The sequence below is a fragment of the Colwellia sp. 5_MG-2023 genome (assembly GCF_030547795.1).
In the GTDB taxonomy this organism is placed as follows: Bacteria; Pseudomonadota; Gammaproteobacteria; order Enterobacterales; family Alteromonadaceae; genus Colwellia.
On record NZ_JAUOPW010000007.1, the window covers coordinates 20,962 to 47,807 of the forward strand.

Sequence of the window (26,846 nt, forward strand, 5' to 3'; positions counted from 1 at the left end):
TTGGTATGAAAACTAAATTTATTACCCCTATTAGCCGTTCAAAAATGATGAATCGGCATAAGCTATTAAAATCAAGCAAAAATAAACGAGAACCAAAACTGACATTAGTTGCTGCGCCCGCCGGTTTTGGTAAAACGACATTGCTAACTCAATCACGAGAAAGTTTACTGTCTGATGGTTATTTAGTTCCTTGGATATCTCTCGGTGCCGACGATTGCAGTGTTTCTAATTTGCTAAGAAATATTGTCGAAGCTATTCAATATGCAATCCCAACCTTTGGTGCTCGAACAGCACGAATTATTAGTGCTTGCGCTCGCCTTGATGTCACTCGTACACTGAGCGATTTGGTTGAAGACATACGTGATACAGAAGCTCCATTAATTTTGATTCTTGATGATTATCATTGTGTTAGTGGTGGCGAAACGGATGAGTTGATCGAATTATTGCTAAACCTTGCCCCTGAAAATTTTCAGATGATTGTTGCCTCAAGAACACGACCACAGTTTGGTTTAGCCGCACTGCGTGTGAGAGATGAGCTACGAGAAATAACGCCTACTCAATTACGATTCGACTTATCTGAAGCGTCAGAATTTCTCCTGGAAATTCGTAATTTAGGCTTAAACGACGATCAAATTGAAAAAATTCACCAGCATAGTGAAGGCTGGGTTGCAGGTCTGCAACTTGCTTCCTTATCCCTACGAGATCCTGAACGACGAGACGGATTTATCGAGTCTTTTTCCGGTAGCTTACAGGATATTGCCGAATATTTGGCAAGTGACGTACTAAACCAACAACCCAAAGCAGTACAAGAATTTCTATTGCGAACATCGGTGTCCAATCGTATTAACGGTGAGCTTGCCGCCTACCTAACAGGTAATGATAATGCTCCTACAATGTTGGAAGAGATCGAACGTGATGGATTATTTGTATCGCCGTTAGATCAAAACCGAACATGGTATCGCTACCACCAGCTTTTTCATGAATTCTTGCTTGCTGAGTTACGTCGACGTCACCCTGGCGAACTAGTTTGTTTGTATCGTAAAACAGCTATATGGTTTCAAAAACAAAACTTATCACGTGAAGCTGTTGAGTACGCATTACTCGCCGGCGATTTTAACATTGTAACCACATTAGTAGAGCAGCAATCATGGATAGAGTTAATGGCAGGACGCATGCCGCAAGTTATCACTTCGATTCGTAGAATTCCAGATGACGTGCGTAACGAAAACCCTAAAATACTCTACTTGTTAGGTACAGCACTTTACCATGCGAATAGCGCCGATGAGAGCGACGACGTACTGTCAAAAATGATTTCGCTTGTTGATAAGCAAGAAGCCTCTGCAGCATCAGACGAAAGTAAATACTTAAGTGAGCAAACACGTTTATTGTCGGCTGGCATAGCTATTGCCAGGGACGATCCTCATAAAATAATTGAACTACTCTCAGATGAATTTTATTACTTAAGTGACTTTGAACGTGGGCTTGCCTGTAATTTTCTAGGTTATGCACTATCGGAATTAGGTGAATTCGGGCCAGCAGCAAAAACCTTATCTGATGGTAGACACTATCATTTATTAGCTGGTTCAGAGTTTGGTGCTATTTACTCAGAGTGCTTCTTAGCGTTAACGGACTTTTCTAATGGTAACTTGGATCATTGTTTTGCACGCTTTTCTCCCGAAAGTAGAAGTTTTTCGAAAGAGAAGTACGTGGCACCGATACCGCAAGTAATTCAGGGTATTGTCTTATACCAATGGAATAGAATCGATGAAGCCCTAGAATGTTTACAGCCTAACCTGCCTTTAATTGGCGAAGTTGGTTTTACCAAATTACTCGTGTTTGGCTATACCGCACTGGCTCGAATAAGTGGCTTACACGGTGATCATCGTGCGGCAATGCGTTGTTATGATTTAATTGCCGCTGTAGGCGCTCGCTGGGGTGCTCCTTATGAACGCCATCAAGCACTAGTTGTCGGTGCTCGCATTGCTTACCTTTTACAAGCAGAACGCCTAAATGAAGCCTTAGATCATGCACTAATTAATGACATAGATGTAGACGCCGATACTTTATCACTACCGGCAGAATGGGCTCGTAAGCCTTGTCGAAACGCACTCACTTGGGCAAGGCTACAAATAGCCACGGGCCGACCTGAAGTGACACTTCCTGTGTTGGCTGAGTTACGCAAACTTGCCACTGAATCACGTTGGGGAATGCGTGTCCTTGAATGTTATATTCTTGAAGCTCGCGCTCGATTTTTACAAGACAAAATTAAAGCGCGTAGTCTAGTTGACGAGGCACTTGCAATTGCCGCGCCCAACCATTCCGTGCGTTGTTTTGTTGATGAAGGTAGTGAAATTGACTCATTACTACTCGATTTACGACAAAGTGAAATCAAAGGTTGGTCGTCTTCTAAAAGAAGTTTTTTGGAGGATGTTACTCTATCAATCGTAACCGAAGAATCTGAAGAAGCTGAGGTTACTAATAATATAAGCCCTGTTGCTGGTTTAATTGAACCGCTCAGTGATAGGGAGTGCCAAATATTAGGGCTTATTTCCGCCGGTTGTACAAACAATACAATTTCCACAACCTTGTTTATTAGCTTAAATACCGTTAAATGGCATTTGAAAAATATTTTTGGCAAACTTGGCGTGAATAATAGAACTTCTGCAGTAGCTGTCGCTCGACAGCTAGACTTGATACCTATGTAAAAATCGATAATAGCTACTTAAACCTTGAAGTGCCCTATATATAACCTATAGTGCACTTCAAGGCGCTACTTTGGGGTTAACTTAATTACTGACACTCATCGGCAGCAAACGGGAAATACCTTCGCCATCCACGCCTAAATAAATATAACCATCACTCCCTTGAATCACATTTCGATATCTACCACCAGTTTCAGTTACTACCTTGGTTTGTTTTACTACTTTGCTATCTTTCACCTCTAATAATACTAGGTGATTAAATTTCAAGGATCCAAGCAATATTTTCCCTTGCCATTGTGGATATTTATCACTAGTAATAACTGCCATACCAGACGGTGCAATAGAAGGATCCCAAAAAAGTTTAGGCTGTTCCATCCCGGCTTTTTCAGTCAAGTCCGTAAATGCTGAGCCACTATAATTAACACCGTAACTTATTATCGGCCAACCATAGTTTTTCCCTGCTTCAATTAAATTAACTTCGTCTCCACCCTTTGGTCCATGTTCATGTGACCATATGACTCCTGTATCACCTAATTTAACTAATCCTTGAGGATTACGATGTCCATAAGAAAAAATAGCTTTTTTCGCACTATTACTCTGAACAAATGGATTATCATCCGGAATAGAGCCATCTAAATTTAAGCGATATATTTTACCGCCATCACGCGATAAATCTTGTGGATTTAAATCACGTGCTCCTCTGTCGCCTATTGAAAAATAAATATAATCATCATCTACCACTATTCGGCTACCATAATGTGAGCCTTTGGTGGTATTTCCTTCACCTTTATAAAGAACTTTTTGCTGTGTAAGGCGATTATTTTTTATGTCTAACTTAGCTTGCATTAATGCCGTATGACTGCCTTTACCCTCACCTTCAGGGCTAGCATACGAGAATAATATCAAGTGATTTTTTTCATAATATGGATGCAGAGCAATATCAAGTAAACCACCTTGATTATTTACATGTATTTTCGGTAAACCTTGAATTTCAATGGCGGGTTCATTCTCTGTTAATAAAAACAAGGTACCCGAACGTTCAGTCGCTAGCATTTCTCCACCGGGGAGTTGTACCATACCCCAAGGAATCGATACCTCTGGCCACATTAACTCAGTTTTATAAGTACCTTTATTCTTTTCTAAGTAAATAGAATGCTTTGCGTGTGCTGTTGATGATAAAAAAATCAACACAGTTACTATCAAATATCTCATAGTGTTCCTTATAATTTAACTCGGATTATTTGGCTATGGTGCAAAATATATAAACCTTACATAAGAAACAGTAGACTTTTATCGTGTTGAAATCAATAAAGCCAATTGACTCATATTTATCGATAACACTACCTGATTTTTTATAAACCAATAATAAAACAAAAGCTTAGCTCAATAGTTTAAATAAAAAAGCATCGTTAAAAACGATGCTTGACACTATTTGACACAATTTTAATCACTGCTAAGCTGACGAAGCTATATCAAAAAAGCTTCAGCCAATCGCGACATTTACACCTTAAATGTACTTGCTATATCTTGTAACGAAGCAGCTAGCCTTGCCTGCTCTTGCGCTGTCAGTAATATTTGGTTTGCACCGGCCGTTGTTTCTATTGATTTTTCTTCAACAGAAACAACATTTTTTGCAACATCTTGAGTGACAATGGCTTGCTCTTCTATAGCCGTTGCAATTTGATCTGTCATAGCAAAAATATCACCTACTGATACAGTGATTTCTTCTAACATGTGTTCAACATCTTTCGAATTACTCACCGCATCAACCGCTTTTTTCTGACTAGTTTCAATAACATTAAAAGCAGAGTTGGCATCATTTTGTAAGGAGCCAATAAAGCTCTCAATTTCAGCTGTCGACTCTTGAGTACGTTGAGCTAAGGTTCGCACTTCGTCAGCAACAACCGCAAAGCCACGCCCTTGCTCTCCTGCTCTTGCTGCTTCAATTGCAGCATTTAAGGCCAATAAATTTGTTTGTTCCGCAACCGCTTTAATTACATCAACAACACTGGTAATTTTTTGACTACTTTCATGCAACTTATGAATTCGTAGGGCTAAACTATCAATTTCATCTGCTAGTGCTTCAATTGAATGGTAAGCTTTTTGTACTATGCATAAGCCATCTTTCACCTTCTCGTCAGCATTTTTGGCTGAATTAGCAGTGTTTTGCGTATTTTCTGCCACTTCATTTACCGTAGCAGAAAGTTCTTCAATAGCGGCCGCAATTAAGCCAATACCGTTTTGCTGCTCAAATAACGATTGAGAATTATATTCACAAGTTTGTGCCGTCTCTTCTGCTGCTGACGCCAAAGTTAAGCTTGAAGATGATATATCAGTAACAACATGAGAAAAACTATCGATAGTTGCGTTTAACGCAATTGATATCTGTCCTAATTCACTACTACCACCGTAAGGACTATGCACAGTTAAGTCATTTTCAGCTCGTACTTTCGATAAAACATTCGTTAAACTTCTCACCCTGCCGGTAAGCTCATTGATAACATAAATACTAATAACTAACGCCAAAATAATCAAAATAACGCTAGCAATACTATTCACTAGCATGCTGATAAAAGCATCATGCTGCTTTGTTCTAACTAATGCTAATATTCTCTTATCCAACTGATTTTCTATTTTTTTTAGTTGTCCAATACGTTTGGTAGCTTGTTCAAACCAGTATTCAGCATCAACACTAAAATCAACTTGCTTGTCGCGAGCAATGTTTCGCATTTTATTTACGGCTGTTGACGAACTATGCGCTAATTGTTGATCAAAATAGGCCTTGTTATCCGAGTTACTAAAATATTTAAAGTTATCAAAATAGGTATTTTGTTCACTAACTAGCGTAATAAACTTAACAAACATACCTGGGCCAAATTGATTTTGGGCAAAGGTATTACTTAATACTGCACGCTCAATTCCCGCACGTTCTTTACCTTGTAAAAAGCTAAAATATGCGATGGTTTCTTTAGTAATAAGAGCATCCGAACTGATTTCAACGTTTAAAATAGCAACACTTAATAACTTTTTATTCAATTGAGTATAATAAGAAATAGCTGCGGTATTGGATATTAACTGGTTATCAACTTGTTGACGTATAGTGCTTAGCTGTTGAATTAGTTCAGTTATCGAAGAGTTCAACTGTACTATACTAGGTAAGGTAAAATCATGATCTAGCCAAAAACTCTCATATTTAGCACGTTGTTGGTCGGTACTTCGGCGTTGGGCGTTCAAGCTATTAACAAACTTAGCCCCTTTAGAGCCTAAGAAACCAGCTGTCATGCCTCTCTCTTTCTGTAGTTCATGCACTAAATCACTATAAACAACTGATAGTTCAGTTAAAGGTGCAATAGTTTGCATCTCGCTTTCAATTTTTATCGTGTCAAATATAGTGCTAATACTTAACCAAAGAAATCCTAAAGCAGGTAAAGCCAATAAAGTAAAAATTTTATTCTTAAAAGAGAGATCAGAAATATTCATCCATGTTCCAAAGGTTTGTATTAAATTAAAAACCTAATCATTGTATGTTGTAATAAAATGATAATTAAGCTCTAAATTAGACTTTATCTTGATATAAAACAATTAAATAGTAATTGACACACAAGAAAATTAATGCTTTATAATCAATATGTTACACAATTTTAAGGTAAAAAAAAGCCGATAGCAAAGCTATCGGCATATTAGCTATGGGGGAGAGCTAAAATATAAAATTATTACAAAAAGAGTTCATATAAGGAGAACAAAAAGAATTATAGAGTATATACTCTAAAAAGACAAGTTGAATATGTAATTAAATTACAATTATGTTATTTTTATTCTTTATCTACATGTAGGTTTTAACTACAGCGCATTATCGTGATAATTTTTAACTGATATTCAGCACTAACGAGTGTTTTAAATCAATAAAAGACACTTCGATATTTGGTTATCCTACTGACATAAAGTAAACTATTACCAATTTTCGTTATTAGTGAATAAAAGATGCCTGCTCAACAACAAAATCAATCACCAAAGCAACCCGAACCGTCGTCAGATAACACCACTCACTTTGGTTACAAAACCATTGATAAAGAGGATAAAGTGCCTATGGTGGCAGGTGTATTCCATTCGGTTGCAAAGCAATATGACGTAATGAATGATTTAATGTCATTTGGTATTCATCGCCTTTGGAAACGCTTTACGATTGATGCAAGTGGTGTACGACCTGGTAATAGCGTTTTAGATTTAGCTGGTGGTACCGGTGATTTAACGGCAAAGTTTTCTCAATTAGTAGGTAAAGACGGTAAGGTTGTACTAGCTGATATTAACAGTTCAATGCTTAATGTTGGCCGCGATAAGTTACGCGATAAAGGTTTAGTACAGAATATAAAGTATGTGCAAGCGAATGCCCAATACTTACCTTTTGAAGATAACACTTTTGATATAGTCACTATCGCTTTTGGTTTACGTAATGTTACTGATCAAGATATGGCTCTGCGCTCTATTTACCGTGTATTAAAGCCAGGTGGTCGTCTATTAATACTAGAGTTTTCTAAACCTGAACATGAATTACTTAATAAAGCTTACGACTTCTACTCATTCAATATCTTACCAAAAATGGGGGAATTAGTAGCAAAAGATGGCGACAGTTATCAATACCTTGCTGAGTCAATTCGCATGCACCCTAATCAAGAAACATTAAAAAGTATGATGGATAACGCTGGTTTTGAGCAAACGAGTTTTAAAAACTTAACCGGTGGTGTAGTCGCTTTACACAAGGGTTATAAATTTTAATCAGGTATTATTAACCGTAAATACAGGGTTATTATCATGTTACAGCAAGTCTTCACTGCGTCAATAGAGTTATTAATTAATAAAGTATTAGCATTAAATACTGAGAAGATTGATCTAAAAAAGTTAGAACAAAAAACCCTCTCAATTTTTTTGTCTGAATTAAAGTTTCCAATTAGTTTAACAATTAATGCTAATAAAATATTGGTCTCTGGACTAACAGAAAATGTTGATTGTACGGTAAAAACAAGCATCAAGACCTTACAAGTATTAAAAGCCGAACAACAGTTAACAGAACTAATTAAACAAAATAAACTTGATTTAACTGGAGATATAAAAGTTGCTCAACAATTCATGCAGCTGGCAGAAAGCCTAAATATTGATTGGCAAAGCGAGTTAGCTAGCCATATTGGTGATGTACCAACACACAAGTTAATGCAACTAGGTAAGCGTGTTGCAGGAAAATTACAATTTGCGAGTAAACAAATTAAAGCAGATGCTAGCGAGTACCTAGTGCATGAACAACGCTTAGTAGTTACTCGCAGCGAACTTGAAGCGTTTAATCAACAAGTCAGCCAAGTGAGTAAACACGTTGATAACATATCAACGCGACTCGATGCATTAACCAAAGGATATTCAAACACGTGAGTAACAAACGACTATATCGCATTGTTAAAACATTTTTAGATTATGGTTTGGACGAGCTGGTACCCAAGAAAATGTTACCGTGGTACGCAAAACTTGGACGTTTATCTTTATTTTGGTTACAAAACAAACACAAAAATAAAACTGTTGCTCAACGTTTCCGCCTAGCAATTGAAGAGCTAGGCCCTGTCTTTATTAAATTTGGACAAATGCTCTCAACCCGTCGTGACTTATTACCACCTGACTTCGCTGATGAATTAGCCTTATTACAAGATCAAGTTACCCCCTTCGATGGTGAGCTGGCAAAAGCAATAATTATTGAAGCCATGGGTACTGAAATATTTGAGCAACATTTTAGTGCTTTTGACGTTAACCCCCTTGCTTCGGCTTCTATTGCCCAAGTTCATACTGCAACCTTAATTGATAATGATAAAGAGCAGAATATCGTTATTAAAGTACTGCGTCCAAATATAGGTGAGACGATTCTAGCCGATATAAAAGTGATGTCACGTATTGCTGCTGTAGTGGCTCGATGGCTACCAGACGGTAAGCGCTTACGACCCGTTGAAGTCGTTGCCGAATATAAGAAAACTATTTTAGATGAACTAGATCTTAATCGAGAAGCGGCAAATGCTATCCAGTTAAGACATAATTTTGAACAGGGACGAAACTATGACAATGTTCTTTATGTCCCTGAAATATACAGTGAATATAGTTACAAAAACATTCTAGTAATGGAACGTATTTACGGGATTGGGGTCGGTGAAATCAACCAATTAAACGACCTAAATGTTGACATGAAATTACTCGCTGAACGTGGTGTAGAAGTATTTTTTACACAAGTTTTTAGAGATAGTTTCTTCCACGCAGATATGCACCCAGGTAATGTTTTTGTTAATGCGACCAACCCAACAGATCCTACTTGGATTGCTATAGATTGCGGTATTGTAGGTACATTAAACCGAGAAGATAAACGTTACTTAGCAGAGAATTTCGTTGCCTTTTTCAATAGAGATTATCGTAAAGTAGCACAACTGCATGTTGATTCTGGCTGGGTACCGGCTAACACGAGTGTTGATGAATTTGAATTTGCAATTCGCGCAGTGTGTGAACCTATCTTCAATAAACCTTTATCTGAAATTTCTTTTGGTCAAGTACTCGTCAATTTATTTAACACCGCACGTCGCTTCAATATGGAAGTGCAACCTCAGCTCGTTTTATTACAAAAAACCTTACTTTATATTGAAGGACTAGGCAGGCAGCTGTATCCACAATTAGATTTATGGCAAACAGCTAAACCGTTTTTAGAAAATTGGGTAAAAGAGCAGATGGGTGTTAAAGCTGTCTTTACAAAAATAAAAGACAACATACCTTTTTGGAATGAAAAACTACCCGAAATGCCTGATCTTATTTATGATTATTTAAAAGCAGGCAAAGAAAGCCAACTTCAACATATGCAATTAATAGAGCAAATAACCCAACAACAACAAACAAACAATCAGCGTTTAATTTTCAGTGTGTTAACGGCAGGTTTATGTATCACTTCAGCCCTGCTATTAGACCAAAGTAACAACATATTTGCGGCTATAAGTGCTGGCGCAGCGGCCATTAGTTTTATTTATTGCATTAAAAAATAAAACACGCTCTCAATTACTTACCTTTAGCTAATTGCGCTCTTAAACTTGCCATTCCTTGTTTATTGGCCTGTTCTTTATGGACTTGTGTTTTCTTCACTTGTCCTAATTCCCAGTTTAAATCATCTTGTGGTAGCTCATGCAAAAAGCGACTGGCTTCAGTGCGTGATACTTCACCAAACTGACGACGTTCACGCGCGTAAGTAAATATTAACTCACGTTGTGCACGCGTTATACCTACGTAAGCTAAGCGACGTTCTTCTTCAACACTGCCCTCATCAATACTAGTTTGATGAGGTAGTAACCCTTCTTCCATACCTATTAAAAATACATAAGGAAACTCTAAACCTTTTGATGCATGCAAAGTCATTAATTGTACTTGATCACTATCATCTTCATCTTCATTACGCTCCATCATATCGCGCAACGTTAAACGAGTGACAATTTGCGGTAAAGTCATTGGCTCTTCATCATCAGAGCCTTCAAGCATTTGCGTAACCCAGCTAAATAGCTCGGTAACATTCTTCATCCGCATTTCAGCTGCTTTCGCACTAGGCGAAGTGTCATAGAGAAAATCTTCATAATTGATTTCTCGAATCATTGAGCGTAATACTGCCGCTGTATCGCCACGCTCTGCTTGATCTGCAACATCAACTAACCATTGTGTGAAAGCTTGCATTTTCATTAATGCACGCCCTGTTAATGTTTGCTCCAACCCCAATTCAAAACTCGCGGCAAACATACTTATTTGACGCATATTAGCGTAATTACCTAACTTTTCTAATGTAGCAGGACCAAGCTCTCGCTTCGGTACATTAACAATACGTAAGAAAGCATTATCATCATCAGGGTTAACCAATACACGTAAATACGCCATAACATCTTTAATTTCAGCACGAGAGAAAAACGATGTGCCGCCACTAATTTTATAAGGGATACGGTTTTGCATTAATGCTTTTTCTAATAATCGAGATTGATGATTACCACGATATAAAATAGCATAATCTTTATGGCGGCTTCGATTCATAAAGCGATGACCAATCAGCTCACCAATAATGCGCGAAACTTCATCTTCTTCATTTTTAGTTTGTACTACACGCAGTTCTGGCCCATACGCTAATTCACTAAATAATGCTTTATCGTAAACATGCGGATTATTCGCAATTAATATATTGGCACATTTTAAAATACGGCCACTTGAACGATAATTTTGCTCCAGTTTAATCAGCTTAAGTTGAGGAAAGTCTTTACCCAACAAGACTAAGTTTTCAGGTTTAGCACCACGCCAAGAATAAATAGATTGATCATCATCCCCTACCACCGTTAAGCGCCCACGTTCACCTGCAATGAGTTTTACTAATTCATATTGACTCGCATTAGTATCTTGATATTCATCGACCAACAGATAACGGATTTTACTGCGCCAGCGTTCACGCACCTCAGGATAGTTTTTCAATAACAGTGTAGGAATAAGAATTAAATCATCAAAATCAAGCGCATTGTACGCCTTCATATGCTGATGATACCGCTGATAAAACTCAGCGAATTCTTGAGAGCTGGCATCATTTGCTATTTTTAAAGCTGCATCGGGTAGTAATAAATCATTTTTCCAGTTAGATATTTTACTTTGTAATTGACTCAATAAATCTTTATCACCATCAAGCTCATCTAAGGTTAATTCTTTTAATAATGAAAGACTATCTTGATCGTCAAACAGTGTAAATCCTGGCTTATAGCCTAGTGTTTTAATTTCTCGACGAACTATATCGAGCCCAAGCGAATGGAAAGTAGAAACCGTTAAGCCACGCGTTGACTCCTTACCGAGCATTTTGATAATACGCTCTTTCATTTCTCGCGCAGCTTTATTGGTGAAGGTTACAGCGGCAATATTACGTGCTTTGTAATCACACTTTTGAATTAAGTAAGCAATTTTTTGACAAATAACTCCCGTTTTACCTGAGCCAGCGCCAGCCAATACAAGGCAAGGACCACTAACATATTTTACGGCTTCGTTTTGTCCGGGGTTAAGTTTCATAATTGCAGAAATGATTAATTTTAAGGACAGTAATTTTACCTGTTTTTACTCGTTAGCAAAACAGTTACAATGTGTTCAAGTGAAATTTTGTGTAATTATTTGGATCGTTATTTTATATAAATAGTAGATAAGAAATTCAAATAAATAATTCGAACCGATAATTTGGACCTATAGTATGATTAATGCAAAAAAAATTGAAGAAATAGCCAAACAAGTAACTGACGCCATACCTCCTGGTTTAAAGAGCATGGCTAATGATTTTGAAGACAAAACCAAAACCGTATTACAACGTAAATTATCACAACTTGACGTAGTAACTCGTGAAGAGTTTGATATACAAACACAAGTATTGATTAAAACACGTACTAAGTTAGCAGAGCTTGAAGCACGATTAACTGAGCTAGAAGCGAGTAATAACAATATCGAATAAAAATGTCGAACAAAAAAATTATAAAATAAGAATAGTCACGCTTACGAACATTACAAATCACCGATTTTATTTATCCGTAAGCATTGTGGTTCATAGGTAGTAAATTAACAGTCGGAACAAATGATTATGTTTAAATATACGCTTATTATCTTAATACTCGTTGGATTTATGACAAAAATTAACGCGAATAACTTTACTACTGAAGCACAACTTGGCAACCGTTATAGCAATGAAATTGCGCAATTTTGGCTTCAAGGTGAGTTTTCAAGTTTTAATGGTGTCAATGATAAGCGCATTGATTATGCAATATTCAATCATAATAAAACTGATCTAAAGACGGCTAATCCCGCCAATAGAAAATGCTTAATTATTTCCTCAGGACGCACTGAAGGTTATTTAAAATATAAAGAGCTAAGCTTCGATTTATTCAATCTGGGTTTCAATGTTTTTCTCGTTGATCACCGTGGCCAAGGTATATCGGCACGTTTATTAGATAACCCACATAAAGGCTATGTAGAAGACTTCCAATATTATGTTGATGACTTTGCTAGTTTTATTGAAAAAGCCGTTAAACCTTATTGTGATGTTAATGGAGAGAGCCAAAAGCCCTATTTATTAGCGCATTCAATGGGGGGGGCCATTGCTGCCAGATACTTACAAGATTATCCTAACAATATACAGGCGGCGGTATTATCTTCACCTATGTTTGGCTTTAATAGCGGCCCTATTCCCCGTGTTATCGCTGAATCATTAGTTAAAGTGACCAACCAAATTAATCAAATAGTGTCTGATACACCTTGGTATTTTTTAGGACAAAAAGATTACACGCCAAAAGCAGATGATCCAACTTCATTCACCAATAACCCGCTAATGCATTCAGAATTACGTTTTCAACAATTTATTCAACTTTATCAAACAGAGCCTCAACTACAACTTGGCGGCATTACGGTAAAATGGTTATCTGAATCAATTACCGCACTTGCAACACTATTTAATAATATAGATAAAATAACGACACCGACATTAGTTATTCAAGCAGGTGCAGATACCATAGTATCAAATGAAGCACAGCATGATTTTTGTCAGCAATTACATCAACACTACCCATACTCATGTCCTGGGGGAAAACCCTTAGTAATAGAAGGTGCGTATCATGAACTATTTTTTGAAAGTGATGTTCATCGTGACAAGGCATTAACTGCAGCTGTTGAGTGGTTTAAGCAGCATTAAAACTAAATTTTTCTGATAATAACTAACATTACTTAGTAGCAGAGATTCTGTATTAAATGACCCACGGAATAACGGCAATAAAGCTAGAGATTCTGTATTAAATGACCTACGGAATAACAGCAATAAAGCTAGAGATTCCATATTAAGTCCCCTACGGTATAGTGACGTGTGTAACTAACGCTAACCTAGTAACCCCTTAACTATCAAGCTTGATCATTCTATCAGACTCGTCATCCTGAACTTGATTGAGAATATCAATCACTTGACTCAACTTTAAGCTCTTCAGGCACAACTGAACTAGGATCATGGTGAATAAAAACCTCACATGGTGCAAGCGCTTGGCAGATTTCTGCTTCAATTTCGTTACCAATACTATGGGCTTCTAATAACGATAAATTATCTTCTAACTCTAGGTGAAATTGAATAAAACGCTGTGCACCTGACTGTCTTGTTCGTAATTCGTGTAACCCTAAAGCATGCTCATGTGACAAAATAATACTTTTAATTTGTGCTAAATCTTCAGCATTTAACTCATGATCCATCAATTGATAAACACTTTGATAAATAATCTGTCCTGCACCAAAAATTAAATATAAGCCAACAGCAATAGTAAATACACCGTCAGCTTGCAACCAAATGCCCTGACTTAAAAAGATAGCAGCCAAGACACCTAAATTTAATAATAAGTCTGATTGATAGTGCAGTGCATCGGCACTAATCACTATAGATCCTGTACGCTTGATAACATAACGCTGAAAAGCGACTAAAAATAATGTCAGTAATATCGCAATAATAGACACCCAAATAGCAATATCACTATGTACAATAGGGCGTGGATTCATCACTCGCTCAACACCATTAAAGATTAATAATATAGCTGAGCCTAAAACAAAAGCGGCTTGTACCAAGCCCGCTAAACTTTCAGCTTTACCATGACCAAATTTGTGTTCTTCATCAGCTGGAGCCAAAGCAAAACGAAGAATAACAATATTCATTACCGAAGCAAATAAATCTAAAATGGAATCTGTAGTTGATGCTAACATTGCACTAGAATCACTTATTATCCAAGCATATAACTTGATAAGCACTAAGAGCAAAGCAACCGAGGATGCGGTTATAGCGGCCAATCGGACCCAATAAGCATAATCAGTACTATGAGTTAAGTTACTTTGTACGTTACTGTGCGAGTTGTGTGGTGATTTTTGTTCTGACATGAAAAAACAGACTTTATCGAAAGATTGTCGCTATAATAGCAAGAATTATTAAACTTATACCAATTTGATTAAATCATTATGTTAGATGTAGTTCTTTTTCAACCACAAATTCCACCTAATACTGGCAATATAATTCGCTTATGTGCCAACTCAGGATTCCGCTTACACTTAATTGAACCATTAGGATTTGATTTAGAAGATAAGAAGCTTCGCCGTGCAGGGCTTGATTATCATGAATTTGCGGCACTGCAACGACATAAAGATTTTAATGCTTTTGTTGAACATGAAAAACCAAAACGTATACTTGCGATTACCACTAAAACTGATAATTTTTATGGTGATGTTACTTTTACCGAAGGTGATTATTTACTGTTTGGATCTGAAACTGCAGGCTTACCTGAAGAAGTACGTGTACAAATTCCTGATGAGCACAAAATTAGAATTCCGATGTTAAAAGAAAGCCGAAGTATGAATTTATCAAACGCTGCAGCCGTAATCGTTTACGATGCATGGCGACAGCTAGGCTTTATAAATGCTGTGTAGTTATAGTCAATATTTACGACGTCTTCTTAGCAAATCACCATACAATAGCTAAGCTTTGTATGCTATCAAGCGTCGTCATCCTACCAAATCTTGTCATCCTATAAAGCCTCGTCATCCTGAACTTGATTCAGGAACTTAAACAATTTAGTGCATAACTCTCAAGATTCCGTGCCAAAACACCAACGAAATAATGGCAGTAAAAAGAATGTTTATAAAAAGTAGGGCTATTCTTGTTTTTGATCACGAGAGAGTAAATCAGCTGCAGCAAGTTTTGCTTCTTTACCTTGATACAACACTTCATATACTTGCTCTACGATAGGCATTTCAACATTCATTCGCTGAGCTAAAGTGTATACTTCTTTGGTATTGCGATAACCTTCAACCACTTGCCCAATATCAGCTATAGCTTGTTCAACACAAGCACCTTGCCCTAAGGCTAAACCAAAACGACGATTTCGTGATTGATTATCAGTACAAGTTAAGACTAAGTCGCCTAAACCAGCCATACCCATGAACGTTGCAGGATCAGCACCTAATGCAGCACCTAAACGTGTCATTTCAGCTAATCCACGAGTAATCAAGGCAGTACGAGCATTCGCACCAAAGCCAATACCATCAGCGATACCTGCGCCAATAGCAACAACATTTTTCACGGCCCCACCTAGCTGAATACCAATAAAATCTTTATTTGGATAAACACGGAAGCATTTTTCACAATGTAATAAATCTGAAAGTTCTAAAGCGAAATTTTCATCCGTAGAAGATAAAGAAATAGCCGTTGGCAGCCCTATTGCCATTTCTTTGGCAAATGTAGGTCCAGACAATACTGCTAAAGCAACGTCGTCACCTAAAATCCTATTCGCTACAGTTTGCAGTAGATCTCCCGACTGAGGATCTAAGCCTTTGGTTGCCCAAGCGATTTTTGCACCTGGTTTCAACATTGGCTGAATGCTTTTAAGCATATCGCCAAACGCATGACTAGGTACCACTACTAGAATATTATCACTTGCACTAACAGCGGCGGCCAAATCACTAATAGGTTCTAAGCTATCAGGAAATGGGCAACCCGCTAAATATTTAGTATTTTCTCGCGCACTAATCATGTCGTTCACTTGATTAGCATCACGGCCCCATAATAATGTCTTATGTCCGTTCCTAGCCAAACAAATAGCCAATGCCGTGCCATAAGAGCCAGCACCTAACACTGTGATTTTAGCTGAAATTGTCATAATTACCTTGTTATAGAAGGGAGATAAATAACTTTGTAGTACTAAAGCTTAATCTAGGATTAATGCGTTTCTACACTTTCTGGTGCGTTAACTTTTGCTTCAGCTGCACGTTGTTGTACATAAGATGCAAATAATGCTTCAAAGTTCACTGGCGATAAGTTGAATTGTGGGAATGAACCGCGGTTAACTAAACTTGCTACTGTTTCACGTGCATATGGGAATAACGTTGTTGGGCAAAATGCACCAATCGTATGTGCCAATTGTGCTTCTGGTAAGTTACCAATAGTAAAAATACCCGCTTGCTGTACTTCAGCTAAAAATGCAGTTTGGCCTTCAACTGTTGCCGTTACTGTTACTGCTAAAACAACTTCATACGTATCATCAGCTAATTTATTAGAACGGGTGTCTAAATCTAACTTAATTTCAGGTTTCCATTCTTTTTGAAAGATAGCAGGAGAGTTTGGTGTTTCAAATGAAACATCTTTAGTGTAAACACGTTGAATAGCAAATTGTGGTTGTGCTGGTGCTGCTTCGCCTGCTGGGCTTTGATTTTCATCACTCATGAGTATTTTCCTGTATTTTTATAAATGTAATATTTGTGTATTTTTAAGCGTTAAAAAGTTTTTACTAGTTACTAGCAAGTAACTCATCAAGCTCATTATTTCTGTCTAAAGCGACTAGTTGATCACAACCACCAACATGAACATCATCAATAAATATTTGTGGTACGGTATAACCACCTTTACTGCGTGCAATCATTTTTTCACGTAATGCCATATCACCATCAATACTGATTTCTTCTACTTGTAACGATGGGTAAGTCGTTAATTTTTTCTCAAGCAATGCGAGCGCATGAGAACAAAAAGGACAGTACGCTTTAGTGTAAATTTCTACTTTTGCCATAGTTTTTCCATTATTTTTATTAATGCTAATTCATAAAGCACAGTCGGTATAATGTCACAACTGTATAGCTCAATTATTTACAAGCTACTTTAAGATAGTTCTAGCCTATTTTTTAGTAACAGGTAAGCCTGCGCCTATCCAAGCTCCCATGCCGCCTTTTAATATACTAACGCGAGCAAAACCCGCTTTATGTAAATCGCTCGCCACTTTTGAGGCAACAAGACCAGCACTGCATACAACTATGATGGGATTTTCTTTGTGTTTTTCAAGGCTAGCAAAGCCATTTTTAGTGATTTTATCGTTTGATAAATTGATCGCATCTAAAATATGACTCGTGTTAAATTCTTTTTCTTTACGAATATCAAGTGCAACACCTTGCTCTCTATTCATTAAAAAGGTTAATTCTTGTGTACTGATTTGTTTAATCGGTGATAACTGAATTCTAATTGTTATTACGATAATCATAACAACAAGCGCAACCCAAACCGCACTTAACAAGCCGTTATTGCTGGCAAAAGTAATAAATTGTTCCATAAATGGGGACTCTATTAGTAAATAGTGAAAGTAATGACTTTATTTAATAAATAAAAAAATCGTGACATTATACCCAAGCTGATTGGAATTGCGAGTTTAGTTCTTAGCTTTAGTAACCGCGAATGGATCATTTCTTACTTAATTAAATTGAAATGAATGTGTACAATGCGGATAACTAAATTTGAATACCAATTCTATTAAATTTATTCTCTCTTCAGAGTTAACTTAATATAGTTTGTATAAGCACTAATACAAGGCCAGTAATTATGTCTAATAGAGAAGCATCGACAAAAAAAACAACTGTGTTAATTATTTTAGATGGTTGGGGATATCGTGAAAACAGTGACTCAAATGCTATACAAGCAGCTAATACTCCCATATTAGATAAACTGAAAGTTGATTATCCAAACATGCTCATACAAACCTCGGGCATGGCTGTTGGGCTGCCTGATGGCCAAATGGGTAACTCTGAAGTTGGTCATGTAAATTTAGGCGCTGGACGCATTGTATATCAAGATTTTACTCGCATTACAAAATCAATAGCAGACGGTGAATTTTCACAAACACCAGCATTGTGCCAAGCGGTTGATAAAGCAGTTACGCAAGATAAAGCTGTACATATATTTGGTTTATTATCCCCTGGTGGTGTTCATAGCCATGAAGATCATATTTTTGCCATGATGGAACTGGCCAAAGAGCGCGGTGCAACAAAGGTTTATTTACATGCATTCTTAGATGGTCGAGATACACCACCACGCAGTGCAAAAAGTTCGCTAGAAAAAGCGCAACAAAAATTTGAGCAGCTTTATGCTGATTCGGCTGGCGAAGGACGAATAGCATCTGTTATTGGTCGTTACTATGCAATGGACAGAGATCAGCGCTGGGACCGTGTAGAGGCTGCATACGATGTTATGGTTTCAGGTATTGGTAAGTATCAATATCCAGATGCATTGTCGGCACTAGAAGCTGCATACCAACGTGATGAGAATGATGAATTTGTTAGTGCCAGCGCTATCGTAAACGAACAAGGTGAAGCCGTTGAAATTAATGATGGCGACGCATTAATCTTTATGAATTTCAGAGCTGATCGCGCACGTCAATTTAGTCGCTGCTTTACAGAAAGCGATTTTGATGGTTTTGCCCGCAAAAAAGTGCCTGCTATTAGTGATTTTGTTATGTTAACGCAATATTCGGCTGATATTAAAGCCAGTTGTGCTTTTGGCCCGACACCATTAAATAACGTGATGGGGGAGTGGCTTGCTAAACACAACAAAACTCAACTACGTATTTCTGAAACTGAAAAATATGCTCATGTCACCTTCTTTTTTAGTGGTGGTCAAGAAAAAGAATTCGACGGTGAAAAACGCATATTAGTGCCTTCTCCTGATGTTGCCACCTACGATTTACAACCTGAAATGAATTCAACTTTACTGACAGATAAATTAGTCGCAGCAATTGAAGGCGGTGAATATGACTTTATTGTTTGTAACTACCCTAATGGTGACATGGTTGGTCACACAGGTGATTTTGATGCTGCAGTTAAGGCTTGTGAAGCTGTTGATACCTGTATAGGCCGTGTGGTTACTGCATTACAAAATACTGGCGGTGAATGTTTAATTACAGCTGACCATGGTAATGCAGAACAAATGTTAGATGAAGAATCTGGCCAAGCTCACACCGCACATACGTGTGAGCCTGTACCGCTTATTTATGTTGGCAGAAAAGCGACACCGGCAAACACTGGTGCATTAAGTGATATTTCACCAACCCTATTACACTTAATGGCGATGGAGCAACCTGAAGAAATGACAGGTTCGGTATTGATGCAATTAGATTAATGGGGCAAACTGTAGGCTAATTTCAGCCGTCAATTAAGTTGATAATGCAGAATAAGATTATTTCTGCCATTTTCATTTAACATGTCGGGCTAAAGCCCAACCTACAGAAGATAATAACTTATTGATGCACATAATCACTACATACTTCCCAAAGATAATAAGCAACTTAATATTGATAAGTTGCTTATTAATATCTGTTCATTGTGCAGCTAATGACGAAAGTGACAATGAAAAAGCAAAACAGCGCAACAGCGCTCGACTCAACAATGTTCAGCAAGAAATTGCCAAACAAGAATCAAATATTTTTAACACCAACAAAGCAAGAGCGACTTTAGAGAGACAATTAAAAAATGACGATCTAGCAATTGCTAAAGTAGCCAAAGCAATAAATGATACTGAGCAATCATTAAAAAGTACTCAAGAGAAAATAACGTCATTAAGTGAAGAAAAACAACAATTAACCTCACAAAAAATAACACAAGAAAAATTACTCGCCAAACAGCTTCGCTCGGCTTATACCACAGGCCAACATGATTATTTAAAGCTATTATTAAACCAACAACAAAGTGAAAAAATCCAACGTACTATTACTTATTATCAATATATGAATAAAGCTCGGATTAATGAAATTGAAAAGTTTCAAACGACCATCGAGCAGTTAGTACAGGTTACTTCACAACACCAAACACAAGTAGAAAATTTAAAAACACTCAAAATGAACCAGCAAAAACAACGTGCTATATTAAATGATAATAAAAGCAATCGTAGTAAAACGCTGGAATCTTTAAGCAAAGAACTACTATCAAGTAAACAACAATTGGCCAAATTAAAAACTGATGAAGCTAATTTGGCCGCCGCCCTACAAAAACTCACAGAAATTATTCGTGCCGAAATTGATTTAAACGGATTAAGTAAACTTAAACATAAATTGTCATGGCCGGTTAAAGGCCGATTATTACGTAGTTTTGGTAGTAAAAAACAAGGTTATTTAAAATGGAAAGGTGTTTTACTCGGCGCTTCTATTGGTAGCCAAGTACAAGCGATATATAACGGCACGGTAATCTTTTCTGATTGGTTAAAAGGTTATGGTTTATTAACGGTTATAGATCACGGGAATGGCTATATGAGCCTATACGCCCATAATCAAACATTGTTAAAATCAGTTGGAGACCGAGTAGAAACCGGTGAGCCTATAGCACTTGTAGGGCAAAGTGGTGGGCAAGATCGCCCAGGGCTCTATTTTGAAATTCGTCATCAGGGCAAGGCGGTTAATCCTAAATTATGGTGCCGCTAAACCATACTTCAACTTATATATTACAAAGAACCATAAAAGTTACTACTAAAAAACACAGTCAAATGTTACTCTTTTAAAACCCCTACTATTATAAAAACTTATTAAATGATTTCAGCTGTTTCGAAATTCGCACTACTTATTATTCTATTTATTATCAGTGTATTACACAGCACATCTATACAAGCTCAAGCTATACGCGTGGCGATTGTTATCGATGACATTGGTTATCGTTATACCGACAAAGATGTTTTATCATTACCTGGCGCTATTACTTTCTCTATTTTACCTCATACCCCTTACGGTAAAAAAATAGCGATTATAGCCAACGAAAAGAATAATGATGTAATGCTGCATATCCCAATGGAAGCTGAAAATGGTAAAAAATTAGGTCCTGGTGGGCTCACTAGCACCATGAATGAAGAAGAAATCTTAGCAAGTTTAGGCAATTCTTTAGCTGATATACCTTTTGCTATTGGTATCAACAATCATATGGGTAGTCATTTAACACAATTAAATAAACCCATGACTTGGACGATGAACTTTTTAAAACAACATCACTTACTTTTTTTAGACAGTAAGACAAGTCCAGATTCAAAAGCAGGAGATATCGCAAAGTTAATTGGAGTGCCTATACGAAACAGACATGTTTTTCTCGATAATCATTTAACCGACAGTTATATTACTCAGCAATTTCAATCTTTAGTGCGTTTTGCTAAGTCACAAAAAACAGCTATTGCTATAGCACACCCGCACCCCGAAACAATTCAAACACTAAAGCGTTTAATTCCAACACTAGCACAAGAAAATATTGAACTAGTACCTTTATCTGCTTTATATAAAACCATAGAAAACGTATCAACAGAAGTAGCAAGCAATGAATAATAATTCACTATTTTTCTTATAATTTAATATTATTTTCTCTTAATATTTGATGTAAGTACTTAACAGGAATGGCATAAGTAATACCACTAGGATTACTAATAACAGCTTCTTTTGTTGCTTGTACAAACACCTTATTGATAACACCCAAGACTTCACCAGTTTTCATGTCGTACATAGCGCTACCACTATTACCAGGGTAAGCCGTTGCATCAAGTTGATACGCCAAATAAGGGTTTCGCATACGTTTAAGCATTTTTAAATTAATTTGTTCTGCTGCTTGTGCTGGCACAACTGTCGGTGTGGTACTAGCGATTATGCCTCGATGAGTCACTGGATATAAACCGAGAACAGTGCCAATAGGAAAGCCTGTAAACGCTACATAAGTACCGTCTCCACGAAATTTTTCATCAGCTAATGTCAATGCTGGTAAAGCCGATCCTGATAGTTTTAAAATGGCTAAATCATATAACTCAGAAGTAACAACAATTTCAGCTTGCCTAACTTTCGCTTTTTTACCTGAGCCAATGAAAACTGCCATTTTTTGCAATAAACTTTCATCTAATTCAGTTGGTAAAACATGAGCATTGGTTACCACATAATGTCCATCACCAATAACAAATCCTGTTCCACGTAAAATATTTTGTGGTCGACTCGTCGGTGTATGAATACCAATACCAACGACTGAGGGTTTGACCTTGGCAACTACATCCACAAATTCTGCTTGTGCTTCCTTTAATGGTGTAAAAGCAACTATCAGCAATACTATAAAAAACATTTTAAACATAACGAGCTCTATCTGAATTAATTTCATCACACTACTCTACGCAATTTTTTATTTAACAACCATAATTAATCATAAGCTAATTTTAATCATTCCCTTTATTGGCAGTTGTACTTCATCTAGAGTAGATAAATGAACGTACAATTATTAAATTATTAGCCAAGTGATAAGCACCATTTTATTATATTAGTCTATACTCTACTGATAGCCTAAAACATTAGCATATGGTGTTCATTTGCTATGGTATTATTTTGCTCTATAGTAAGGTTTATATAGGCTATAATAATAAATTAATATTTATTTAGTTAACATTCACTAAATATTTGTTTATATTGGTTAAAGTATAATGATTCAAGTGCCTCTATACAAAATGGTGTTTTAGTATGATATGGAATTCAAAATGGCTCATGAAAACATTAATGTTAACATTTGTATTAACATGAAAACTTGGAAATTAAATGAACTGGAATAAACGCCTACTAAATACACCTATTATTGGTGATATCACCAAAAAAATAGCCTCAATCAAGGTTAGTCGTGATGCTTATAATATTGCTGAGCATTTCACTCAGTTTTTAGAACCCCAAGTTGCCATTAACAATGAATTAAAAGAAGAAGCTTTTAAAATACGTCACAATGTTTACTGTGAAGAATTAGCTTTTGAAGATATAAAAGAAGGTGGACTAGAAAAAGATGAGTTCGACGATCAATCAATTTTTTCTTTAATCAAGCACAAGCCTTCAAATACATATACCAGCTGCGTTCGTATTGTTAATATTCAGCAATCGGATCAGCTTTTGCCAATAGAAAAATTCTGCCTCGACTCCATTACAAACGAAGAACTGCACCCCAAAAACTTTAATCGCTCTGAAATTGCTGAAATTTCACGATTAGCAGTAAAATCTGATTTCAGGCGTCGTAAAACGGATCAATTTAAGGGCTCGGCTACCGGTGCTATTCAAGAAACTACATACTCTGAAGTAGAGTTACGTTGCTTCCCATTTATCGCTATTGGTTTATACATGGCAGCAGCAACCATGGCGATTGATACCGGTGTGAAACATGTTTATGTCATGATGGAGCCAAGGCTTGCTCGAAGCATGAAGTTTGTTGGCATAAAGTTTCAACAGTTAGGCGACCCTATTGAATACCACGGATTAAGAGCACCCTATTATATTAGCCCGGATATCTTTCTTGAAAATTTATCGCCTGGCTTCCAACATTTATATCAATCGATAGAGCATGATATTAGCGGGCAATTAAACAGCATTAGCTTAGCTTAATAAACATTCATACTAACCAAATAAGCGTATAAAAATAAAGGAGCAATATAATGCTCCTTTATTTAGTTGAAGTTATCAGTAAGTTATTTATTATTTTGATAGCTTCTGTTTTTTCTCTTTTTGTGCAGGTGTTATCGCTGTAACTTCCGCTAAAATAAGCTTAGCTTCTTCATTATCATTATTCGCTAATAATGCTTCGGCAAGGTTCAATGCTATATCAATATCCTTACCTTTCGCTAATTCATAAGCTTCTTTTGCTTTCGTTAACGCCTCGGCCTTATTACCTGACTTTAATAAAACTTGAGCATAAGTATCAACCACATTCGGTATTTCGCTCGTAATACCATAAGCTTGCTCTGCGTATTTTAATGCTTGAGTAAACTCTCCTTTGTCCATATAAAGCCATGACAAGTTGTTTAATACCACCACATTATTGGGTGAAACGGTAATAAGACGCTCATACTCACTAATCGCTTTATCTTGATTTTCAGCTAAATACATATTCGCTAAATGTAAACTCACATTAGGATTAACTTTATTGTCTAAAGCTTCCTTCGCGACATGCTGCTCAAGCAACGCTATTGCTTCTGGTTTTTGATTATTTCCTTCAAACGCAAAGGCAAGATGATTAGCGTTATTACCACTAGGCTTTATTTGGTAAAACTGTTGTAATTTAGGTATTGCTAAGGCGAATTTTTTCTCAAGTAAGAGGATTCGTCCTTCGATACCTGCACGTAAATCTTTATTAAGATCAAATTGCTCCAAGCTTTCAAGGAATGATTTAGCCTCATCCACACGCTTGTTATCTAGCAAGACCTGCATTTTAACCAGGTGAAGAATTAAATTTTGAGGATGCTTTTTAAAGGCGTCTTGTAATACACTTAACGCTCTATCAGGCGATCTTTTTTTAATCCAGTAATCAGACAGTAACAAGACAGGTTCAATATGATAAGTATTCGTTTTACGCCACTTTTCTAATATTAAGAAAACATCTTTGCCTTCAGCTTGTCTCGCATTCGAAGCAAGTAATAACTGCCAATAACGCTTAGGCGTTTTAGCCGTTAGCTCGTAGCCGTCTAAAATAGCGCTAGCCTGCTTGAATTTTTCGACTCGCATTAATGCTTCTGATAAAAGTATGCCATATTGAATATCATCAGTATTACGCTCTTGCACTTGTGTAATAACATTTAAGCCTTCCTCACCCTGATGAAATGCTAAATATTGGCGTAGTATTTCAATATTATTTGGATGGGCTTTTAGTGCTTGCTCTGTCAACAATGTTGCTTGTTTTATATCTTTTTGATGGCTAGCAAGCTGTACCATTTGTGTCAGTGCGAAGACATTATTCGGTTCCACTTCTAAACTTTTCGCTAATGCCGCTTTACCTTGCTCTAATTCATTTTTCTTAAAAAAGATGTTTGCTTGTAGATTATAGCCACTCGCCCTATCTGGGTATTCTTTTAGCCATTTATCAGCTATTTTACTCGCTCTTGGCAAATCTCCTAACTTAATGGATGCAAACGCTAAGGCAAGCTCTGCTGATACTAATTCAGGACTTTGCTGTAAAGCTAATTCTAATGTCTCAACACCTGATGGATCGTTCATCATTAATTTCAATATACCCGATCTTGCTGTTTGCTCTGCAGTCATGTCATTAGCACTAGCAGCTTGTTCCGCTAGTTTTTGTGCTTCATCAACAGCACCTACTTCTAATAATTCATAACTTAATGTTGATAAAAATTGAGCATTGTCTTTCGATGATGGATCATAACCTGTTAATGTTTCACTAATATCATCAATAAAGCCCAGCTGTAGTTGGCTTACGGCAAGCATTCTTCTAGCTGGATTATCGATAGGAAGATACTCCACAATATCTTTTAAGTGAAAATTACTTTGTTCATAGTTTTGCAAATAGAACGCACTAGCACCTGCGACCAACTTCAATCTAAAAGTATTAAAGCCTGAACTTAAAGACTGATTAGCATACTCGCTTGCCGTTTTATAATCTTTATTTTCAAAGCGTGTCACTGCTTTAATGTACTGTAAAAACGGCTGTGTCGGTACGGTAGCCAATATTGCATCAGCAATCTCTTCCGCTTCTTTAAGCTGACCATTTTTCAATAACGCATCAGCAATAAATAATTGCACTTTTCCTGAACTAGGCTGCAGTTGAAAATACTGCTTAAAACTATCTACCGCTAAAGCAAAGTTTTGGTCTGCTATCGCTATTTGCCCTTGTAACATCAAAGCATCCACATTATTAGGTGTTGCTGTAAGAATACGCTGAACTAATGTACTGGCATGAGGAATATCTTGCTCAGAAAATGCTAAATATGCACTTGCTAACATACTGTAACTATCACTTTCTGAAAACGCTAATGCGGCCTCAACTGTTGCTTGTGCTAGCGCTTTATCATTTGTACGTAAAGCTGCCATAGTTTTATATGCAAGGTATTGCGCACTAGGAGCCGAAAGCAGTTTTTCTTGTTCGGTTAATGATAAAATATCTTCATCATATTCCATCAACATATAAGCACGAGCTAGCAAAGGAAGCACTTTATCTATAGTAAATTTTAGCTGGTTAGCACGATTTAATTCTTTAGCTGCATTTTCAGCATCGCCATCATTTAAATAAAGTTGCCCCAACAAGAATCGTGCTTTAGCATTTTTTGCATCAATTTTAATGGCATTCTTTAATGAAATAATCGCTGTATTGTTTTGTTTTTCTGCAATTAAACTTTCTGCTTTACTGATATACGTTTGTGCCGTTTCATTATCGCCACACGCTGATAGTGCAATAACAATACTTGCACAAACCATTGATTTTAAAAATTTCATTTAACTTTCCTTTTTCGAGATATGAAATAATCCCTAATAAAAACTCACTGACACAATTAAA

21 protein-coding genes are annotated in these 26,846 nt (G+C 36.8%); 11 read left to right on the plus strand and 10 right to left on the minus strand.

Going from position 1 to position 26,846, the window contains the following annotated elements:
* Nucleotides 1–5 precede the first annotated feature (5 nt).
* Nucleotides 6–2,705, plus strand: coding sequence for a LuxR C-terminal-related transcriptional regulator (locus Q4496_RS07295; RefSeq protein WP_215972975.1), 2,700 nt, complete (start codon nucleotides 6–8; stop codon nucleotides 2,703–2,705).
* 81 nt (nucleotides 2,706–2,786) lie between these two features.
* Here Q4496_RS07295 and Q4496_RS07300 read toward each other — a convergent pair whose 3' ends face one another.
* Nucleotides 2,787–3,914, minus strand: a complete 1,128-nt coding sequence (locus tag Q4496_RS07300; RefSeq protein WP_303610146.1) for a PQQ-dependent sugar dehydrogenase — start codon at nucleotides 3,912–3,914, stop codon at nucleotides 2,787–2,789.
* A gap of 288 nt (nucleotides 3,915–4,202) precedes the next feature.
* Nucleotides 4,203–6,182: a methyl-accepting chemotaxis protein gene (locus Q4496_RS07305; protein ID WP_303610147.1), complete on the minus strand. Its 1,980-nt coding sequence runs from the start codon at nucleotides 6,180–6,182 to the stop codon at nucleotides 4,203–4,205.
* 501 nt (nucleotides 6,183–6,683) lie between these two features.
* Here Q4496_RS07305 and ubiE point away from each other — a divergent pair.
* Genes ubiE through ubiB form a run of 3 tightly spaced genes read left to right on the plus strand, consistent with a single transcriptional unit; the run spans nucleotide 6,684 to nucleotide 9,754 of the window.
* Nucleotides 6,684–7,475, plus strand: a complete 792-nt coding sequence (ubiE, locus tag Q4496_RS07310) for a bifunctional demethylmenaquinone methyltransferase/2-methoxy-6-polyprenyl-1,4-benzoquinol methylase UbiE (RefSeq protein WP_215972978.1) — start codon at nucleotides 6,684–6,686, stop codon at nucleotides 7,473–7,475.
* A gap of 36 nt (nucleotides 7,476–7,511) precedes the next feature.
* The gene (locus Q4496_RS07315) at nucleotides 7,512–8,120 is read left to right on the plus strand and encodes an SCP2 domain-containing protein (protein ID WP_215972979.1); all 609 of its coding nucleotides are present in this window, start codon (nucleotides 7,512–7,514) and stop codon (nucleotides 8,118–8,120) included.
* Entirely contained in the window at nucleotides 8,117–9,754 is a 1,638-nt protein-coding gene (gene ubiB / locus Q4496_RS07320) for a ubiquinone biosynthesis regulatory protein kinase UbiB (RefSeq protein WP_303610148.1), read from the plus strand. Before Q4496_RS07315 ends, ubiB begins: the two co-directional genes overlap by 4 nt.
* A gap of 13 nt (nucleotides 9,755–9,767) precedes the next feature.
* Here ubiB and rep read toward each other — a convergent pair whose 3' ends face one another.
* Nucleotides 9,768–11,786, minus strand: coding sequence for a DNA helicase Rep (gene rep / locus Q4496_RS07325; protein ID WP_215972981.1), 2,019 nt, complete (start codon nucleotides 11,784–11,786; stop codon nucleotides 9,768–9,770).
* A gap of 175 nt (nucleotides 11,787–11,961) precedes the next feature.
* Between rep and Q4496_RS07330 the strand changes: the two genes are divergently transcribed.
* Both Q4496_RS07330 and Q4496_RS07335 read left to right on the plus strand, forming a co-directional pair.
* Entirely contained in the window at nucleotides 11,962–12,216 is a 255-nt protein-coding gene (locus Q4496_RS07330) for an accessory factor UbiK family protein (protein ID WP_215972982.1), read from the plus strand.
* Nucleotides 12,217–12,384: 168 nt separating this feature from the next.
* Nucleotides 12,385–13,446 (plus strand): alpha/beta fold hydrolase, encoded by a 1,062-nt coding sequence (locus tag Q4496_RS07335; RefSeq protein ID WP_303610149.1) that lies wholly within the window; start codon nucleotides 12,385–12,387, stop codon nucleotides 13,444–13,446.
* Nucleotides 13,447–13,700: 254 nt separating this feature from the next.
* Here the strand turns inward: Q4496_RS07335 and Q4496_RS07340 are convergent, their stop codons facing one another.
* On the minus strand, nucleotides 13,701–14,660 hold the full coding sequence (locus Q4496_RS07340) for a cation diffusion facilitator family transporter (RefSeq protein WP_303610150.1): 960 nt from the start codon (nucleotides 14,658–14,660) through the stop codon (nucleotides 13,701–13,703).
* Nucleotides 14,661–14,738: 78 nt separating this feature from the next.
* Between Q4496_RS07340 and trmL the strand changes: the two genes are divergently transcribed.
* Complete coding sequence (gene trmL, locus Q4496_RS07345; RefSeq protein WP_215972985.1) at nucleotides 14,739–15,203, plus strand: tRNA (uridine(34)/cytosine(34)/5-carboxymethylaminomethyluridine(34)-2'-O)-methyltransferase TrmL; 465 nt, start codon at nucleotides 14,739–14,741, stop codon at nucleotides 15,201–15,203.
* 224 nt (nucleotides 15,204–15,427) lie between these two features.
* Here trmL and gpsA read toward each other — a convergent pair whose 3' ends face one another.
* The 4 genes from gpsA to Q4496_RS07365 form a co-directional block, all read right to left on the minus strand.
* Nucleotides 15,428–16,432, minus strand: coding sequence for an NAD(P)H-dependent glycerol-3-phosphate dehydrogenase (gene gpsA, locus Q4496_RS07350; protein ID WP_215972986.1), 1,005 nt, complete (start codon nucleotides 16,430–16,432; stop codon nucleotides 15,428–15,430).
* Between the two features lie 59 nt (nucleotides 16,433–16,491).
* A complete protein-coding gene (secB, locus tag Q4496_RS07355) occupies nucleotides 16,492–16,995 on the minus strand; it encodes a protein-export chaperone SecB (RefSeq protein WP_215972987.1) in 504 nt (167 codons plus the stop codon).
* A gap of 64 nt (nucleotides 16,996–17,059) precedes the next feature.
* Nucleotides 17,060–17,335, minus strand: a complete 276-nt coding sequence (gene grxC, locus Q4496_RS07360; RefSeq protein WP_215972988.1) for a glutaredoxin 3 — start codon at nucleotides 17,333–17,335, stop codon at nucleotides 17,060–17,062.
* Nucleotides 17,336–17,440: 105 nt separating this feature from the next.
* On the minus strand, nucleotides 17,441–17,869 hold the full coding sequence (locus tag Q4496_RS07365; RefSeq protein WP_215972989.1) for a rhodanese-like domain-containing protein: 429 nt from the start codon (nucleotides 17,867–17,869) through the stop codon (nucleotides 17,441–17,443).
* A gap of 266 nt (nucleotides 17,870–18,135) precedes the next feature.
* Here Q4496_RS07365 and gpmM point away from each other — a divergent pair, with 266 nt between their 5' ends.
* The 3 genes from gpmM to Q4496_RS07380 all read left to right on the plus strand — a co-directional run bounded on the left by gpmM (nucleotide 18,136) and on the right by Q4496_RS07380 (nucleotide 21,883).
* Entirely contained in the window at nucleotides 18,136–19,707 is a 1,572-nt protein-coding gene (gpmM, locus tag Q4496_RS07370) for a 2,3-bisphosphoglycerate-independent phosphoglycerate mutase (RefSeq protein WP_303610151.1), read from the plus strand.
* 172 nt (nucleotides 19,708–19,879) lie between these two features.
* The gene (locus Q4496_RS07375) at nucleotides 19,880–21,001 is read left to right on the plus strand and encodes a murein hydrolase activator EnvC (RefSeq protein WP_303601952.1); all 1,122 of its coding nucleotides are present in this window, start codon (nucleotides 19,880–19,882) and stop codon (nucleotides 20,999–21,001) included.
* Nucleotides 21,002–21,199: 198 nt separating this feature from the next.
* The gene (locus Q4496_RS07380; RefSeq protein WP_303495406.1) at nucleotides 21,200–21,883 is read left to right on the plus strand and encodes a divergent polysaccharide deacetylase family protein; all 684 of its coding nucleotides are present in this window, start codon (nucleotides 21,200–21,202) and stop codon (nucleotides 21,881–21,883) included.
* 16 nt (nucleotides 21,884–21,899) lie between these two features.
* Here Q4496_RS07380 and Q4496_RS07385 read toward each other — a convergent pair whose 3' ends face one another.
* A complete protein-coding gene (locus tag Q4496_RS07385; protein WP_303601953.1) occupies nucleotides 21,900–22,667 on the minus strand; it encodes a serine protease in 768 nt (255 codons plus the stop codon).
* Nucleotides 22,668–23,122: 455 nt separating this feature from the next.
* On the opposite strand from Q4496_RS07385, the gene Q4496_RS07390 reads away from it, so the two are divergent.
* On the plus strand, nucleotides 23,123–23,947 hold the full coding sequence (locus Q4496_RS07390; protein ID WP_215972993.1) for a PEP-CTERM/exosortase system-associated acyltransferase: 825 nt from the start codon (nucleotides 23,123–23,125) through the stop codon (nucleotides 23,945–23,947).
* A gap of 90 nt (nucleotides 23,948–24,037) precedes the next feature.
* Here the strand turns inward: Q4496_RS07390 and prsT are convergent, their stop codons facing one another.
* Nucleotides 24,038–26,785 carry an XrtA/PEP-CTERM system TPR-repeat protein PrsT gene (gene prsT / locus Q4496_RS07395; RefSeq protein ID WP_303610152.1) on the minus strand — a complete coding sequence of 916 codons (2,748 nt, stop codon included), beginning with the start codon at nucleotides 26,783–26,785 and terminating at the stop codon, nucleotides 24,038–24,040.
* Nucleotides 26,786–26,846: the final 61 nt, after the last annotated feature.

Coding starts and splice junctions, on each gene's coding strand:
- Q4496_RS07295 (WP_215972975.1), top strand. CDS start 6: ATGAAAACTAAATTTATTACCCCTATTAGCCGTTCAAAAATGATGAAT.
- Q4496_RS07300 (WP_303610146.1), bottom strand. CDS start 3,914: ATGAGATATTTGATAGTAACTGTGTTGATTTTTTTATCATCAACAGCA.
- Q4496_RS07305 (WP_303610147.1), bottom strand. CDS start 6,182: ATGAATATTTCTGATCTCTCTTTTAAGAATAAAATTTTTACTTTATTG.
- ubiE (WP_215972978.1), top strand. CDS start 6,684: ATGCCTGCTCAACAACAAAATCAATCACCAAAGCAACCCGAACCGTCG.
- Q4496_RS07315 (WP_215972979.1), top strand. CDS start 7,512: ATGTTACAGCAAGTCTTCACTGCGTCAATAGAGTTATTAATTAATAAA.
- rep (WP_215972981.1), bottom strand. CDS start 11,786: ATGAAACTTAACCCCGGACAAAACGAAGCCGTAAAATATGTTAGTGGT.
- Q4496_RS07330 (WP_215972982.1), top strand. CDS start 11,962: ATGATTAATGCAAAAAAAATTGAAGAAATAGCCAAACAAGTAACTGAC.
- Q4496_RS07335 (WP_303610149.1), top strand. CDS start 12,385: ATGACAAAAATTAACGCGAATAACTTTACTACTGAAGCACAACTTGGC.
- Q4496_RS07340 (WP_303610150.1), bottom strand. CDS start 14,660: ATGTCAGAACAAAAATCACCACACAACTCGCACAGTAACGTACAAAGT.
- trmL (WP_215972985.1), top strand. CDS start 14,739: ATGTTAGATGTAGTTCTTTTTCAACCACAAATTCCACCTAATACTGGC.
- gpsA (WP_215972986.1), bottom strand. CDS start 16,432: ATGACAATTTCAGCTAAAATCACAGTGTTAGGTGCTGGCTCTTATGGC.
- secB (WP_215972987.1), bottom strand. CDS start 16,995: ATGAGTGATGAAAATCAAAGCCCAGCAGGCGAAGCAGCACCAGCACAA.
- grxC (WP_215972988.1), bottom strand. CDS start 17,335: ATGGCAAAAGTAGAAATTTACACTAAAGCGTACTGTCCTTTTTGTTCT.
- Q4496_RS07365 (WP_215972989.1), bottom strand. CDS start 17,869: ATGGAACAATTTATTACTTTTGCCAGCAATAACGGCTTGTTAAGTGCG.
- gpmM (WP_303610151.1), top strand. CDS start 18,136: ATGTCTAATAGAGAAGCATCGACAAAAAAAACAACTGTGTTAATTATT.
- Q4496_RS07385 (WP_303601953.1), bottom strand. CDS start 22,667: ATGTTTAAAATGTTTTTTATAGTATTGCTGATAGTTGCTTTTACACCA.
- Q4496_RS07390 (WP_215972993.1), top strand. CDS start 23,123: ATGAACTGGAATAAACGCCTACTAAATACACCTATTATTGGTGATATC.
- prsT (WP_303610152.1), bottom strand. CDS start 26,785: ATGAAATTTTTAAAATCAATGGTTTGTGCAAGTATTGTTATTGCACTA.